Raw genomic sequence first — 18,554 nt, forward strand, 5'->3', positions numbered from 1 at the left:
TATCACGCCGTCAGCGTATGGTCGGCATCCCCGAACCAGGTGCGCACCAGATCGGGCCCAGGCGTACCTGTGTGGTCAAGCACCGCCACATCGACGAAGTTCTTGCCATTGTTTGCACCATCGGTATCCACCTTCACGGTGAGGTCGCTGCCGGTCTGCACCACTTGGACAAAGTCCGACACCTGACTGGTGCCACTGACAAAGTTGGCCTTGAGCAGTGCGGAGAGGTCGATTGTGTCCCCTTCGGCGAAGTTGTAGTCGAGGATATGGTCGCCGCCTTCATTCACGTTGAGGTAGGCGAACACATCGGCTCCCGCGCCACCGCTGAGGGTGTCTTCGCCGCCACGACCCACGATGATGTCGTTGCCGTCGCCGCCACTGATCGTGTCCGCGAGCATGCTGCCCACCAGCGTGCCGCTGGATTCACCGTGGTAACTGACCTGGGTGCCGGCCTGGCCGTCGTCGGTGACCTGGAAGTCTTCCACCGTGTAGTGCCCCAGCAGGTTAACCTCGGCTCGATGCGCACCGTCGTCCACTGTCAGCAGGCCGCCGGCGCCAGAGGCGTTGGCGTTGTAGCTGAGTTGGGTGTTGGCGCCGAAAGCGAGATCGCCGAACATCAGCAAGTCATTGCTTTCCAGACCGAGGATGCCGACCAGCGAGCCCGCCGTTTCGGCCTGTGCGATCACCAGCGTGCCCGCGCCTTCGCCGTGGAAGGCAACAGACCCGTGTGCGGCACCGGAGAAGGTCAGGGTCGCGTCGCCGTCGATGGTGGCGCTGCCGTCACCGGTCACGTCTGCCAGCAGGCGCAGGTCGCCACCGTTGGCCCACAGGTGGCCGGTGTTTTCGACCGTACTGGCAACCGTCATGCCGCCTGGGCCTGTGGACTCCAGCACACCGCTGTTGGTGATGGTGTGGGTGCCGGTGTCGAGCACCAGGCTGTTCAGCCCGCTGGCCATGATCAGCCCCGCATTGATCAGCACCATCTGCCCGGCGCCCAACTGGCCGGCGCCGGAAATGCGGTTGTCGATGTTGGTCAGCACGGTGTCGGCACTGCCGCCGAAAATCACGTTTTGTGAGTTGTCGGATAGCAGCACCTGGCCGCCACCGCTCAAGGTCGCGCCACGGAACAGAATCTCAAGGCTGGTCGTGCTGCCGGCGGAGCCGAGCTCGATGGTGCCGCTGTTATGGATGCTGCCACCGAACGGCATGATCGCGCCGTCGGCAATGGTGAGGGTGCCGGCGTTGTTGGTGAGCGGGTCCACATCGAACTGGAAGTTCGCTTCGCTCAAGTCCGCCGCATCGACACCTTTGAGGGTGACCGTCTGGCCGGAGCTTATGCTGACCAGTGCATTGCCATTGGCGTCGTTAGTGATACTCAAGTCAGCAAAACCGGTGACGCCGGTGAAGCCGATCAGGTCGATCTTGTCCGCTGCGGCATCGAAGTTATAGATCTGGTTGTTACCGATCGGCTGGGCGAAGACGAAGGTGTCGGCACCGGACGAGCCGGTCAGGTTGTCGTTGAGGGACAAGGCGAAGATTGGTGAGCCTGGGGCGTAGGCCTCTACGTTGTTCGAGACGATGGCGCTTCCTGTCGTCCCGTCTGTATTGGTCCAGGTCTCCGTTACGAGCAACACCATGGCGCCGACGTAGCTTGCCGTCGTAGTGACGGTGAGTACCGAGGGATCGATAGTGGTGACCGACCAGCTGCCGTCGCCGAGATGCGTGGCGCCGTTCACTATCCAGTCCGCTGGAACTCCGGTGATCGTTACCGTGACAGGAAGACTGTGATCCGCCAACGGGTTGGCCAGAGCCAAGTTGATCGGCTCGCCGGCGATGCCTGCCGGGTGGGTGACCGACCATATAACGTTGGTCGTGCTGAACGCGCTGGTACCCCCGCCTGAGCCAGGGTCGACCTTCGTCGCAAACGTGCCCGACGTCTGATCCCACGCCTTGTAGGTTAGATCACCCGCGTTTCCGTTACCGGTCATGCGTACTAAGTCGCCGCTACGCAGCAGCAGCGCCGAGCTCGTACTCACCGTGCCGACATCTGTCCACGTCGATCCACTGTCTGTTGAGTACTGCCACTTGCCATTAGAGCCATTTGTGCGGGTCGCAGCGGTGATCGCGATGCCCTTCAGTGCGCCACTGTCCACATCCGTGGAACTCAGGAACGAACTCACCAACACCCCGCTGCTGACGTTGACCGACGTCGGAACTGTCCCGGACAGTACCGGCGCGTCATTGACCGCGGTGATGTTGATGTTGATCGTGTCGCTGTCGCTCAGCGCACCACCAGTGCCCGTGTTGCCACCGTCATTGGTCAGCATGGTCAGGGTGACCGTACCGTTGGCATTGGCAACCGGGGTGTAGGTCGGCTGGTTGGCGACCGTGGCCAGGTAAGTGTTGATGTTGGCAAGGGTACCCGTGAGCACGATGCTGCCGGTGCCCGAGCCGCTGACCGTGACACTCCCTGCTGTCGCGGCCGTTAAGGCGCCGCTGCCGACCGTGAGCGTGACCGAGATGCTGCCAGTGCCTGCGTCGACGTCGGCCACCGACAGACCGCTGAGCTTGAATGCGGTGTCTTCATTCGTCGTGTAGCTTGCCGGCAGCGTGTTCACCGGTGTGTCGTTGAGCGCGGTGATGTTGATGTTGATCGTGTCGCTGTCGCTCAGTGCTCCACCAGTGCCCGTGTTGCCACCGTCATTGGTCAACATGGTCAGGGTGACCGTACCGTTGGCATTGGCAACCGGGGTGTAGGTCGGCTGGTTGGCGACCGTGGCCAGGTAAGTGTTGATGTTGGCGAGGGTACCCGTGAGCACGATGCTGCCGGTGCCCGAGCCGCTGACCGTGACACTGCCTGCTGTCGCGGCTGTTAAGGAGCCGCTGCCGACCGTGAGCGTGACCGAGATGCTGCCAGCGCCTGCGTCGACGTCAGCCACCGACAGACCGCTGAGCTTGAATGCGGTGTCTTCATTCGTCGTGTAGCTTGCCGGCAGCGTGTTCACCGGTGTGTCGTTGAGCGCGGTAATGTTGATGTTGATCGTGTCGCTGTCGCTCAGCGCACCACCAGTGCCCGTGTTGCCACCGTCATTGGTCAGCATGGTCAGGGTGACCGTACCGTTGGCATTGGCAACCGGGGTGTAGGTCGGCTGGTTGGCGACCGTGGCCAGGTAAGTGTTGATGTTGGCAAGGGTACCCGTGAGCACGATGCTGTTGGTGCCCGAGCCGCTGACCGTGACACTGCCCGCTGTCGCGGCCGTTAAGGCGCCGCTGCCGACCGTGAGCGTGACCGAGATGCTGCCAGTGCCTGCGTCGACGTCAGCCACCGACAGACCGCTGAGCTTGAATGCGGTGTCTTCATTCGTCGTGTAGCTTGCCGGCAGCGCGTTCACCGGTGTGTCGTTGAGCGCGGTGATGTTGATGTTGATCGTGTCGCTGTCGCTCAGTGCTCCACCAGTGCCCGTGTTGCCACCGTCATTGGTCAGCATGGTCAGGGTGACCGTACCGTTGGCATTGGTAGCCGGGGTGTAGGTCGGCTGGTTGGCGACCGTGGCCAGGTAAGTGTTGATGTTGGCGAGGGTACCCGTGAGCACGATGCTGCCGGTGCCCGAGCCGCTGACCGTGACACTGCCTGCTGTAGCGGCCGTTAAGGCGCCGCTGCCGACCGTGAGCGTGACCGAGATGCTGCCAGTGCCTGCGTCGACGTCAGCCACCGACAGACCGCTGAGCTTGAATGCGGTGTCTTCATTCGTCGTGTAGCTTGCCGGCAACGTGTTCACCGGTGTGTCGTTGAGCGCGGTGATGCCGATGGTGACGCTGTGCGAGATACTGCTGTCGATGCCGTCGCTGACCAGAACGTTCACCGTCCGATCAGAAGTGGTCGGCGTATCGCTGGAGTTGTTGTAGAGGATACCGTCCAGAATCGTCTGGTAGGTGGCCTTGGTGGCCGAACCGGTGATCGACAGTACGCCGGTGCCGGTGGTGTAGCTGACTGTCAGGCCGGCCGCTGCCGTAGTGGCGCTCGCGTTAAGCGATAGCGACTCGGTGGCGTTGCCGTCGGGGCGCACCGTCAGCGTCGCTGTCATCGAGGTCAGGTTGGCCGAGTCGATGTCGGTGATGGTCGCCGACGGGGCGATCAGCACGGAGGTCTGTTCGGTGAAGGCCGCGGTTGCGTCGTTGCCGGCGCCTCCACCGTTCAGGTCGGTTACCGGTGCATCATTAGTGCCGTTGATGGTGACGCTGACCGAGGTCTCGGTGCCATCAGCACTGAGCACCGCGAAGGTGTCGGTCAGGCTGTCACCGACATTGAGTGCGTCGAAGGCTGAATTGGCGGTATAGCTCCAGTTACCCGTGGTATCGATGGCGAAGATCCCGTTTGCGTTGGTGGTGCCAGACTGCGCCTGGAAGCTTTCCGGGCTGTCGATATCGCTGACGGTCAGGCTGCCACCGGTGGTCAGCGGAGCATTGGTTTCGGTCAGCGTGACGCTGGCCGAGGATAGCACTGCGGCGTCGTTGCTGCCGGTGACGGTGACGGTGACCAGTTGGGTGTCGACGCCGCCCAAGCCATCGCTGACCTGCACGCTGAACACCTCGTCATGACTCTCGCCGGCCTTCAGCGACTGCACCGCACTGGCGATGCCATCGGTGCCGTTGGCCAGGGTGTAGGTCCACTGGCCGCTGCCGTCCACGGCGATTGAGCCGTAGCTGCCGGTTGGCGAACCATTGATGGACCAGCTGGCGGTGGCATCGTGATCGATGTCGGCCGAACTGAACTGGCCACTGACGCTGAGGGTGGTGTCTTCCTGCACCGCGCCGACATCATTGCCCGACACGAAGCTGAGCACCGGTGCATCGTTGCTGCCGCTGACGGTGACAGTCACCAGTTGGGTATCGACGCCACCGAGGCCATCGCTGACCTGCACGCTGAACACCTCGTCGTGACTCTCGCCGGCCTTCAGCGACTGCACCGCACTGGCGATACCATCGCTGCCGTTAGCCAGGGTGTAGGTCCACTGGCCGCTGCTGTCGACGGTGATCGAGCCGTAGGTTCCAGTTGGCGAGCCATTGATGGTCCAGGTCGCAGTGGCATCGTGATCGATATCGGCCGAGCTGAACTGGCCGCTGACGCTGAGCGTGCTGTCTTCCTGCACCGCACCGGCATCGTTGCCCGCTGCGAAGCTGAGCACCGGCGCGTCGTTGCTGCCGCTGACGGTGACGGTCACCAGTTGGGTATCCACGCCGCCGAGGCCATCGCTGACCTGCACGCTGAACACCTCGTCATGACTCTCGCCGGCCTTCAGCGACTGCACCGCACTGGCGATGCCATCGCTGCCGTTGGCCAAGGTGTAGGTCCATTGGCCGCTGCTGTCGACGGCGATCGAGCCGTAGGTTCCAGTTGGCGAGCCATTGATGGACCAGCTGGCGGTGGCATCGTGATCGATGTCGGCCGAACTGAACTGGCCACTGACGCTGAGGCTGGTGTCTTCCTGCACCGCGCCCACATCATTGCCACTCGTGAAACTGAGCACCGGTGCGTCGTTGCTGCCGCTGACGGTGACGGTCACCAGTTGGGTATCCACGCCGCCGAGGCCATCGCTGACCTGCACGCTGAACACCTCGTCATGACTCTCGCCGGCCTTCAGTGACTGCACCGCACTGGCGATGCCATCGCTGCCGTTGGCCAAGGTGTAGGTCCATTGGCCGCTGCTGTCGACGGCGATCGAGCCATAGCTGCCGGTATTGGACCCGGCAATGCTCCAGCTGGCGGTGGCCGCATGATCGATATCGGCCGAGCTGAACTGGCCGCTGACGCTGAGCGTGCTGTCTTCCTGCACCGCGCCGACATCATTACCCGACGCGAAACTGAGCACCGGCGCGTCGTTGCTGCCGGTGACGGTGACGGTGACCAGTTGGGTGTCGACGCCGCCCAAGCCATCGCTGACCTGCACGCTGAACACCTCGTCATGACTCTCGCCGGCCTTCAGCGACTGCACGGCACTGGCGATGCCATCGGTGCCGTTGGCCAGGGTGTAGGTCCATTGGCCGCTGCTGTCCACGGCGATCGAGCCGTAGGTTCCAGTTGGCGAGCCATTGATGGACCAGCTGGCGGTGGCATCGTGATCGATGTCGGCCGAACTGAACTGACCGCTGACGCTGAGCGTGCTGTCTTCCTGCACCGCGCCCACATCATTGCCGGTGGCGAAGCTGAGCACCGGCGCGTCGTTGCTGCCGGTGACGGTGATGGTCACGAGTTGGGTGTCCATGCCGCCGAGGCCATCGCTGACCTGCACGCTGAACACCTCATCGTGACTTTCGCCCGCCTTCAGCGACTGCACGGCACTGGCAATACCATCGCTGCCGTTGGCCAAGGTGTAGGTCCATTGGCCGCTGCTGTCGACGGCGATCGAGCCGTAACTGCCGGTATTGGACCCGGCAATGCTCCAGGTGGCGGTGGCATCGTGGTCGATATCGGTCGAACTGAACTGGCCGCTGACGCTGAGGCTGGTGTCTTCCTGCACCGCGCCGACATCATTGCCGGTCGCGAAGCTGAGCACCGGTGCATCGTTGCTGCCGGTGACGGTGACGGTCACCAGTTGGGTGTCGACGCCGCCGAGGCCATCGCTGACCTGCACGCTGAATACTTCATCATGACTTTCGCCGGCCTTCAGTGATTGCACGGCACTGGCGATGCCATCGCTGCCGTTGGCCAAGGTGTAGGTCCACTGGCCAGTGCTGTCGACGGTGATCGAGCCGTAACTGCCGGTATTGGACCCGGCAATGCTCCAAGTGGCGGTGGCATCGTGGTCGATATCGGTCGAACTGAACTGGCCGCTGACGCTGAGCGTGCTGTCTTCCTGCACCGCGCCGACATCATTACCCGACACGAAGCTGAGCACCGGTGCATCGTTGCTGCCGGTGACGGTGACGGTCACCAGTTGGGTGTCGACGCCGCCGAGGCCATCGCTGACCTGCACGCTGAATACTTCATCATGACTTTCGCCGGCCTTCAGTGATTGCACGGCACTGGCGATGCCATCGCTGCCGTTGGCCAAGGTGTAGGTCCACTGGCCAGTGCTGTCGACGGTGATCGAGCCGTAACTGCCGGTATTGGACCCGGCAATGCTCCAAGTGGCGGTGGCATCGTGGTCGATATCGGTCGAACTGAACTGGCCGCTGACGCTGAGCGTGCTGTCTTCCTGCACCGCGCCGACATCATTACCCGACACGAAGCTGAGCACCGGTGCATCGTTGCTGCCGGTGACGGTGACGGTCACCAGTTGGGTGTCGACGCCGCCGAGGCCATCGCTGACCTGCACGCTGAATACTTCATCATGACTTTCGCCGGCCTTCAGTGATTGCACGGCACTGGCAACGCCATCGGTGCCATTGGCCAAGGTGTAGGTCCACTGGCCAGCGCTGTCGACGGCGATCGAGCCGTAGGTTCCAGTTGGCGAACCATTGATGGACCAGCTGGCGGTGGCAGCATGATCGATGTCGGCTGAACTGAACTGGCCACTGACGCTGAGCGTGGTGTCTTCCTGCACGTTGCCAGCATCGTTGCCGGTGGCGAAGCTGAGCACCGGCGCGTCGTTGCTACCAGTTATGGTGATGGTGACAGTCTGCGTCGCCGAAGCAGCGTTAGCCGCGCCACTGTCGTCAGTAGCAACCACCGTGTACGAGAAGGTGATGGTTTCGCCCGCACCGAGGAAGTCGAGGTTCTGGCTGCTGCTGTAGTCCCAGCTGTCTTGATCGACCGAGAAGCCGGCGGCCAGTGCCGAAGCCACACCCGCATTGAGCGTGCCGCCACTCCAGGTGATGTCACCGTTGGCGGTGTGCGACACGGTCACCACGTCGGTGCTGTCCAGATCGGCAAAGCTCAGGACGCCGCTGTCGCTCAGCATCACCGCGCCATCGCCCTCGTTCATCGCCCCGGTAGAGTCGGCGATCGTCAGCGTTGGTTGGTCGTTGGTGCCGGTGAGGGTGATGGTCACGGTCTGAGTCGCCGAAGCAGCATTAGCCGCGCCGCTGTCGTCGGTGGCGACCACCGTGTACGAGAAAGTGATGGTTTCACCGGCGCCGAGGAAGTCGAGGTTCTGGCTGGTGCTGTAATTCCAGCTGTCCTGATCAACCGAGAAGCCGGCCACCAGTGCTGAAGCCACGCCCAAATTGAGCGTACCGCCGCTCCAGGCGATGTCGTTGTTGGCGGTCTGCGACACGGTCACCGCGTTGGTGTTGTCCACATCGGCAAAGCTCAGGGCGCCGCTGTCGCTCAATGTGGCGGTGCCATCGCCTTCATTCATCGCGCCGGTGGTGTCGGCAATGGTCAGGGTTGGCTGGTCGTTGCTGCCGGTGACGGTGACGGTGACCAGTTGGGTATCGACGCCGCCGAGGCCATCGCTGACCTGGATTGTGAACACTTCGTCATGACTCTCGCCGGCCTTCAGTGATTGCACGGCACTGGCAACGCCATCGGTGCCATTGGCCAGGGTGTAGGTCCACTGGCCGCTGATGTCGACGGCGATCGAGCCATAGGTTCCAGTTGGCGAACCATTGATGGTCCAGCTGGCGGTGGCATCGTGATCGATGTCGGCCGAGCTGAACTGGCCGCTGACGCTGAGGGTGGTGTCTTCCTGCACCGCGCCGACATCATTGCCGGTGGCGAAACTGAGCACCGGTGCGTCGTTGCTGCCGCTGACGGTGACGGTCACCAGTTGGGTGTCGACGCCGCCGAGGCCATCGCTGACCTGCACGCTGAATACTTCATCATGACTTTCGCCGGCCTTCAGTGATTGCACGGCACTGGCAACGCCATCGCTGCCATTGGCCAAGGTGTAGGTCCATTGGCCGCTGCTGTCCACGGCGATTGAGCCGTAGCTGCCAGTTGCCGAGCCATTGATGGACCAGGTGGCCGTGGCATCATGATCGATATCGGCTGAACTGAACTGGCCACTGACGCTGAGCGTGGTGTCTTCCTGCACGTTGCCGGCCTCGTTGCCCGACACGAAGCTGAGCATCGGTGCATCGTTGCTGCCGCTGACGGTGACCGTCACCAGTTGGGTGTCGACGCCGCCGAGGCCGTCGCTGACCTGCACGCTGAACACTTCGTCGTGACTTTCGCCGGCCTTCAGTGATTGCACGGCACTGGCGACGCCATCGCTGCCGTTGGCCAAGGTGTAGGTCCATTGGCCGCTACTGTCGACGGCGATCGAGCCATAAGTGCCGGTATTGGACCCGGCAATGCTCCAGCTGGCGGTGGCATCGTGATCGATGTCGGCCGAACTGAACTGGCCGCTGACGCTGAGCGTGCTGTCTTCCTGCACCGCACCGGCATCGTTGCCCGCTGCGAAGCTGAGCACCGGCGCATCGTTGCTGCCGGTGACGGTGACGGTCACCAGTTGAGTGTCGACGCCGCCGAGGCCATCGCTGACCTGCACGCTGAACACCTCGTTGTGACTTTCGCCGGCCTTCAGTGATTGCACGGCACTGGCGACGCCATCGCTGCCGTTGGCCAGGGTGTAGGTCCATTGGCCGCTACTGTCGACGGTGATCGAGCCATAGCTGCCGGTATTGGACCCGGCAATGCTCCAAGTGGCGGTGGCATCGTGGTCGATATCGGTCGAACTGAACTGGCCGCTGACGCTGAGCGTGCTGTCTTCCTGCACCGCGCCGACATCATTGCCGGTGGCGAAACTGAGCACCGGTGCGTCGTTGCTGCCGCTGACGGTGACGGTCACCAGTTGGGTGTCGACGCCGCCGAGGCCATCGCTGACCTGCACGCTGAATACTTCATCATGACTTTCGCCGGCCTTCAGTGATTGCACGGCACTGGCAACGCCATCGCTGCCATTGGCCAAGGTGTAGGTCCATTGGCCGCTGCTGTCCACGGCGATTGAGCCGTAGCTGCCAGTTGCCGAGCCATTGATGGACCAGGTGGCCGTGGCATCATGATCGATATCGGCTGAACTGAACTGGCCACTGACGCTGAGCGTGGTGTCTTCCTGCACGTTGCCGGCCTCGTTGCCCGACACGAAGCTGAGCATCGGTGCATCGTTGCTGCCGCTGACGGTGACCGTCACCAGTTGGGTGTCGACGCCGCCGAGGCCGTCGCTGACCTGCACGCTGAACACTTCGTCGTGACTTTCGCCGGCCTTCAGTGATTGCACGGCACTGGCGACGCCATCGCTGCCGTTGGCCAAGGTGTAGGTCCATTGGCCGCTACTGTCGACGGCGATCGAGCCATAAGTGCCGGTATTGGACCCGGCAATGCTCCAGCTGGCGGTGGCATCGTGATCGATGTCGGCCGAGTTGAACTGGCCGCTGATGCTGAGGCTGGTGTCTTCCTGCACGTTGCCGGCATCGTTGCCGGTGGCGAAACTGAGCACCGGTGCGTCGTTGCTGCCGGTGACGGTGACGGTTACCAGCTGGGTATCCACACCGCCGAGACCATCGCTGACCTGCACGCTGAACACTTCGTCGTGACTTTCGCCGGCCTTCAGTGACTGCACGGCACTGGCGATGCCATCGCTGCCATTGGCCAAGGTGTAGGTCCATTGGCCGCTGCTGTCGACGGCGATCGAACCGTAGCTGCCGGTTGGCGAGCCATTGATGGACCAGGTGGCCGTGGCATCATGATCGATATCGGCTGAACTGAACTGGCCACTGACGCTGAGGGTGGTGTCTTCCTGCACGTTGCCGGCCTCGTTGCCCGACACGAAGCTGAGCATCGGTGCATCGTTGCTGCCGCTGACGGTGACCGTCACCAGCTGGGTATCCACACCGCCGAGACCATCGCTGACCTGCACGCTGAACACTTCGTCGTGACTTTCGCCGGCCTTCAGTGATTGCACGGCACTGGCGACGCCATCGCTGCCGTTGGCCAGGGTGTAGGTCCATTGGCCGCTACTGTCGACGGTGATCGAGCCATAGCTGCCGGTACTGGTTCCGGCAATGCTCCAGGTGGCGGTGGCATCGTGATCGATGTCGGCCGAACTGAACTGGCCGCTGACGCTGAGCGTGCTGTCTTCCTGCACCGCGCCGGCCTCGTTGCCCGACACGAAGCTGAGCACCGGCGCGTCGTTGCTGCCGGTGACGGTGACCGTCACCAGCTGGGTGTCGACGCCGCCGAGGCCATCGCTGACCTGCACGCTGAACACTTCATCATGACTTTCGCCCGCCTTCAGTGATTGCACGGCACTGGCGATGCCATCGCTGCCATTGGCCAAGGTGTAGGTCCATTGGCCGCTGCTGTCGACGGCGATCGAACCGTAGCTGCCGGTTGGCGAGCCATTGATGCTCCAGGTGGCGGTGGCATCGTGGTCGATGTCGGCCGAGCTGAACTGGCCACTGACGCTGAGCGTGCTGTCTTCCTGCACCGCGCCCACATCATTACCCGACGCGAAGCTGAGCACCGGGGCGTCGTTGCTGCCGCTGACGGTGACGGTCACCAGCTGGGTATCCACACCGCCGAGACCATCGCTGACCTGGACGCTGAACACCTCGTCGTGACTCTCGCCGGCCTTCAGCGACTGCACGACACTGGCGATGCCATCGCTGCCGTTGGCCAGGGTGTAGGTCCACTGGCCAGTGCTGTCCACGGCGATCGAACCGTAGCTGCCGGTATTTGACCCGGCAATGCTCCAGGTCGCCGTGGCATCGTGATCGATATCGGCCGAACTGAACTGGCCGCTGACGCTGAAGGTGGTGTCTTCCTGCACCGCGCCGCCATCATTGCCCGGCGCAAAACTGAGCACCGGTGCATCGTTGCTGCCGCTGACGGTGACGGTCACCAGTTGGGTATCCACACCGCCGAGGCCATCGCTGACCTGCACGCTGAACACTTCATCATGACTTTCGCCCGCCTTCAGTGATTGCACGGCACTGGCGATGCCATCGCTGCCATTGGCCAGGGTGTAGGTCCATTGACCGCTGCTGTCCACGGCGATCGAGCCGTAGGTTCCAGTTGGCGAGCCATTGATGGTCCAGGTCGCAGTGGCATCGTGATCGACATCGGCCGAGCTGAACTGGCCGCTGACGCTGAGGGTGCTGTCTTCCTGCACCGCGCCGGCATCGTTGCCGGTGGCGAAGCTGAGCACGGGCGCATCATTGCTGCCGGTAATGGTAATGCTGACAGTCTGCGTCGCCGAAGCAGCGTTAGCCGCGCCGCTGTCGTCGGTGGCAACCACCGTGTACGAGAAGGTGATGGTTTCACCCGTGCCGAGGAAGTCGAGGTTCTGGCTGGTGCTGTAATCCCAGCTGTCCTGATCGACCGAAAAACCGGCGGCCAGTGCCGAAGCCACGCCCGCATTGAGCGTGCCACCGCTCCAGGTGATGTCGTTGTTGGCGGTGTGCGACACGGTCACCACGTCGGTGCTGTCCAGATCGGTAAAGCTCAGAGCACCGCTGTCGCTCAGAGTGGCCGCGCCGTTGCCTTCGCTCATCGTCCCGGTGGTGTCGGCAATTGTTAGCGTCGGCCGGTCGTTGGTGCCAGTGAGGGTGATGGTGATGGTCTGCGCCGCCGAAGCAGCGTTTTCCGCGCCACTGTCGTCAGTGGCGACCACTGCGTACGAGAAGGTGATGGTTTCACCCGCGCCGAGGAAGTCGAGGTTTTGGCTGCTGCTGTAGTCCCAGCTGTCCTGATCGACCGAGAAGCCGGCGACCAGTGTCGAAGCCACGGCGGCATTGAGCGTGCCACCGCTCCAGGCGATGTCACCGTTGGCGGTCTGCGATACGGTCACCGTGTCGGTGTTGTCCACATCGGCGAAGCTCAGAGCACCGCTGTCGCTCAGTGCGGCCGCGCCATCACCTTCGTTCATCGCCCCGGTGGTGTCGGCAATCGCCAACGTTGGCTGATCGTTGCTGCCGGTGACGGTGACGATCACCAGTTGGGTGTCGACACTGCCCAGGCCGTCGCTGACCTGTACGCTGAACACTTCGTCATGACTCTCGCCGGCCTTCAGTGATTGCACGGCACTGGCGATACCATCGCTGCCGTTGGCCAGGGTGTAGGTCCACTGGCCAGTGCTGTCGACGGCGATTGAGCCGTAGCTGCCAGTTGCCGAGCCATTGATGCTCCAGGTCGCGGTGGCATCGTGATCGATGTCGGCCGAGCTGAATTGGCCGCTGACGCTGAGGGTGATGTCTTCCTGCACCGCGCCCACATCATTGCCGGTGGCGAAACTGAGCACCGGCGCGTCGTTGCTGCCGGTAACGGTAACGGTCACCAGCTGGGTGTCGACGCCGCCCAGGCCATCGCTGACCTGGACGCTGAACACCTCGTCGTGACTCTCGCCGGCCTTCAGCGACTGCACGGCACTGGCGACGCCATCGCTGCCGTTGGCCAAGGTGTAGGTCCATTGACCGCTGCTGTCCACGGCGATCGAACCATAGCTGCCGGTATTGGTTCCGGCGATGCTCCAGGTGGCCGTGGCATCGTGATCGATGTCGGCCGAACTGAACTGGCCACTGACGCTGAGGCTGAGGCTGCTGTCTTCCTGCACTGCACCGGTATCGTTGCCGGTGGCGAAGCTGAGCACGGGGGCGTCGTTGCTGCCGCTGACGGTGATGGTGACCAGCTGGGTATCCACGCCGCCGAGGCCATCGCTGACCTGCACGCTGAACACTTCGTCATGACTCTCGCCGGCCTTCAGTGATTGCACTGCACTGGCGACACCATCGCTGCCATTGGCCAGGGTGTAGGTCCACTGACCTGTGCCGTCCACGGCGATCGAACCATAGGTGCCGGTATTGGTTCCGGCAATGCTCCAGCTGGCCGTGGCATCGTGATCGATGTCGGCCGAGCTGAACTGGCCACTGACGCTGAGGCTGCTGTCTTCCTGCACTGCACCGGTATCGTTGCCGGTGGCGAAGCTGAGCACGGGGGCGTCGTTGCTGCCGCTGACGGTGATGGTGACCAGCTGGGTATCCACGCCGCCGAGGCCATCGCTGACCTGCACGCTGAACACTTCGTCATGACTCTCGCCGGCCTTCAGTGATTGCACTGCACTGGCGATACCATCGCTGCCGTTGGCCAAGGTGTAGGTCCATTGGCCGCTGCTGTCGACGGCGATCGAGCCATAGCTGCCGGTATTGGACCCGGCAATGCTCCAGGTCGCCGTGGCCGCGTGATCGATATCGGCCGAACTGAACTGGCCGCTGACGCTGAGCGTGGTGTCTTCTTGCACCGCGCCGGCCTCGTTGCCCGACACGAAGCTGAGCACCGGTGCATCGTTGCTGCCGCTGACGGTGACGGTGACCAGCTGGGTATCCACACCGCCGAGGCCATCGCTGACCTGCACGCTGAACACCTCGTCGTGACTTTCGCCGGCCTTCAGTGATTGCACGGCACTGGCGACACCATCGCTGCCGTTGGCCAGGGTGTAGGTCCATTGGCCGCTGCTGTCGACGGCGATCGAGCCGTAGGTTCCAGTTGGCGAGCCATTGATGCTCCAGGTCGCGGTGGCATCGTGATCGATGTCGGCCGAACTGAACTGGCCGCTGACGCTGAGCGTGGTGTCTTCTTGCACCGCGCCGGCCTCGTTGCCCGACACGAAGCTGAGCACCGGCGCGTCGTTGCTACCGGTGACGGTGACGGTGACCAGCTGGGTATCCACACCTCCGAGGCCATCGCTGACCTGCACGCTGAACACCTCGTCGTGACTCTCGCCAGCTTTCAGCGATTGCACGGCACTGGCGACACCATCGCTGCCATTGGCCAGGGTGTAAGTCCACTGGCCGCTGCTGTCCACGGCGATCGAACCGTAGCTGCCGGTATTGGACCCGGCAATACTCCAGCTGGCCGTGGCCGCGTGATCGATGTCGGCCGAACTGAACTGGCCACTGACGCTGAGCGTGCTGTCCTCCTGCACCGCACCCACATCATTGCCGGTCACAAAACTGAGCACCGGCGCGTCGTTGCTGCCGGTGACGGTAACGGTGACCTGCTGGGTGTCGACGCCGCCGAGGCCATCGCTGACCTGCACGCTGAACACTTCATTGTGACTCTCGCCGGCCTTCAGCGATTGCACCGCACTGGCGACGCCATCGCTGCCATTGGCCAGGGTGTAGGTCCACTGGCCGCTGCTGTCGACGGCGATCGAGCCATAGGTTCCAGTTGGCGAACCATTGATGGTCCAGCTGGTGGTGGCCGCGTGATCGATGTCGGCCGAACTGAACTGGCCACTGACGCTGAGGCCGGTGTCTTCCTGCACGTTGCCGGCATCGTTGCCGGTGGCGAAGCTGAGCACCGGCGCGTCGTTGCTGCCGATAATGGTGATGCTGACAGTCTGAGTCGCCGAGGCGGCGTTAGCCGCGCCGCTGTCGTCGGTGGCGACTACGGCGTAGGAGAAGGTGATGGTTTCACCCGCGCCGAGGAAATCGAGGTTCTGGCTGCTGCTGTAGTCCCAGCTGTCCTGATCGACCGAGAAACCGGCCACCAGTGCCGAGGCCATGCCCGCATTGAGCGTGCCGCCGCTCCAGGCGATGTCGTTGTTGGCGGTCTGCGACACGGTCACCGTGTCGGTGCTGTCCAGATCGGTAAAACTCAGGGCGCCGCTGTCGCTCAGCGTGGCCGTGCCGTTGCCTTCGTTCATCGCCCCGGTGCTGTCGGCAATCGTCAGCGTCGGCCGGTCGTTGGTACCGGTAATGGTGATGGTCACGGTCTGCACCGCGCCGTCGCCGATCGCCACGTTATAGGTCTGGATGCGGGTCTGGCCTTCGCCGAGGAACTGCAGGGCGGTGTTGTTTACCGCGAAGTTCCAGCCCAGTGAGCCGCTGCCCGTGCCGGTGCTGTCGCTCAGCGGGTTGGTGGTGAAGCTGCCCAGGTAGCCGGAAGCGCCCGGCGTGACGCTGACGCTGTGGGTGTCAATCAGGTCGACATCGGTGAAGGTGATGCTGCCGCTGGCCGCGTAGTCGCCGCTGTCTTCCTTGGCATCGCCGGCCTGTACGCCGCTGGTGATCTGCACCTGGTCGTTGGTACCGGTAATGGTGATGGTCACGGTCTGCACCGTGCCGTCGCCGATCGCCACGTTATAGGTCTGGATGCGGGTCTGGCCTTCGCCGAGGAACTGCAGTGCGGTGTTGTTTACCGCGAAGTTCCAGCCCAGTGAACCGCTGCCCGTGCCGGTGCTGTCGCTCAGTGGGTTGGTGGTGAAGCTGCCCAGGTAGCCGGAAGCGCCCGGCGTGACGGTGACGCTGTGAGTGTCGATCAGGTCGGCGTCGGTGAAGGTGATGCTGCCATTGGCCGCGTAGTCGCCGCTGTCTTCCTTGGCATCGCCGGCCTGTACGCCGCTGGTGATCTGCACCTGGTCGTTGGTGCCGGTAATGGTGATGGTCACGGTCTGCACCGTGCCGTCGCCGATCGCCACGTTATAGGTCTGGATGCGGGTCTGGCCTTCGCCGAGGAACTGCAGGGCGGTGTTGTTTACCGCGAAGTTCCAGCCCAGTGAGCCGCTGCCCGTGCCGGTGCTGTCGCTCAGTGGGTTGGTGGTGAAGCTGCCCAGGTAGCCGGAAGCGCCCGGTGTGACGCTGACGCTGTGGGTGTCAATCAGGTCGACATCGGTGAAGGTGATGCTGCCGCTGGCCGCGTAGTGGCCGCTGTCTTCCTCGACATTGCCGGCCTGTACGCCGCTGGTGATCTGTACCTGGTCGTTGGTACCGGTGATAGTAATGGTCACGGTCTGTACCGTGCCGTCGCCGATCGCCACGTTATAGGTCTGGGTGAGGGTCTGGCCTTCGCCCAGGAACTGCAGGGCGGCGTTATCTACCGCGAAGTGCCAGCCCAGCGAACCGCTGCCGGTTCCGGTGCTGTCGTGCAGTGGATCTGTAGTGAAGCTGCCCAGGTAGCCGGAAGCGCCCGGCGTGACGGTGACGCTGTGGGTGTCGATCAGGTCGGCGTCGGTGAAGGTGATGCTGCCATTGGCAGCGTAGTCGCCACTGTCTTCCTTGGCATCGCCGGCTTGCACGCCGCTGGTGATGTGCACCTGGTCGTTGGTACCGGTGATGGTGATGGTCACACTCTTCGTTGTCGACGAGCCATGCCCATCATTGACGGTGACCACATAGGTTTCGGTAGCCGTCTGGCCCTGGGCCAGGTACTGGGCTGCCGCATTATTCACGGTGTAAGTCCAGTTAACGGTGCCGTTGGCCGCATTGGCCGCTTGGGCCACAGCGGCAAGGGCGAAGTTGCCCAGCGCTGTGGTATTGCCTCCCGCCGCCACGAATGAGGCGGTATGCGTGTCGCTCAGATCGACATCGCTAAACGCAATCGTGCCCGTCGTGCTCAGCGAGTCGGTTGTGCTCGGCGTCGTGGTCGCATCTTCGGTTACGGTGCCGGCCTGTGCGCCGAGACTCATTGTCACGCTGTCATTCACACCTGCGAATTGCACCTGCGCAGTGGCCCAGCTGAGGGTGCCATTGCCGAGACGAATCGCATACGTAAAGCTGTCCGTCAGGGACCCTCCAGCCGCAAGCGCCTGAAGTTGGGCCTTGAAAGTCGTCGACAACGTAGCGGCGTCGTAGCCGACCTTGCCATCCGACGTAATCCAGATTTTTGCCCCATTGAGGCTGGTGTCGGTACTCGTCGCCTCAATTCTGCTCGTGTCCTGGACCAGCAGATCGGCCGGAGCATAAACCTTGGTGGCGGTAGAAAGACTGGTCGCATTATCGAGTGACCAGAGTGTCTTTGCGTTGCCACCGAGGTCATTGGACATGACGTCCAGGTACACCACCCCCAGCAGGTCTTCAGTGATGGTCGCGGTGCCCGTGCCAATGACACCGGTAGTGAAAATGTCGTCCTGCGCCTGCGGTGTGTTGGAAAACGAAGTAACGGTGCCGCCGCTGGTCGTTGTGGTGGTAGCCATGTCTTTCTCCCGAGAACGTTTTTTATTTTTAGAGTCCAGGTACTGCTAACGGGACGAAGTCCCCTGCTTGTGCCGCTCAGATTGTTCAGGAGCGGTGCGAGGCGGGGGGTGGACATCGTCGGCCGGCTGGGCCGGACGGAATAGGCGCTGCCGGCAGAGGGGCGCTGGTATCGCGCGGGTGAAAAAGTTCGCCGCACTTGAGGAGCGAATCGCAGGAGCTGTTGGGCGACCGTGGGCCCAAGCCTGGGGTTGCCTTGCGCATGGCGCGCAATAATCTGAGAGTACCCATATGGCAGGGACCCCTGAAGTGATAGCTGGGTGAGGCCGTGTTTTGGTGCAGCACTGACTCAGGGATACGGCCTTATCTGATATCAGTTTGATGTGTGTTTAGTTGTGGGGTCAGGCTTTGTAAAGGTGTTAACTGAAGGTAACAGGACGAAGTGCCAATATTCCGACAGGTGGGTGTTTTGGTGTCAATATTATGTCGATTTGTTTTTGGCGAAGGGGGCATGGGCACTCAGCACTGGCGGGGCTTGAATGAGCTGAAACCCAAGCGGGGCATGGGTTGGCCGAGTTGCGGGGCTCTTGGAAATCATCAGATTTCAGCGCTCAGCTGTTAAAAGACTTCGCCAGAGCGTTCTTTCTGGTGGGTTTTTTTCATGCCCGAACCACCCGACGACTGCATGGGAAGCCTGTGAT

At 62.7% G+C, this 18,554-nt stretch carries 1 protein-coding gene; it reads right to left on the bottom strand.

The features are described 5' to 3' along the window. Nucleotides 1-2 precede the first annotated feature (2 nt). The gene (locus tag QMK51_RS07535; RefSeq protein ID WP_320393615.1) at nt 3-17,855 is read right to left on the bottom strand and encodes a VCBS domain-containing protein; all 17,853 of its coding nucleotides are present in this window, start codon (nt 17,853-17,855) and stop codon (nt 3-5) included. Between the last annotated feature and the right edge of the window lie 699 nt (nt 17,856-18,554).

Source organism: Pseudomonas sp. P9_31 (assembly GCF_034008235.1).
Lineage (GTDB): Bacteria > Pseudomonadota > Gammaproteobacteria > Pseudomonadales > Pseudomonadaceae > Aquipseudomonas.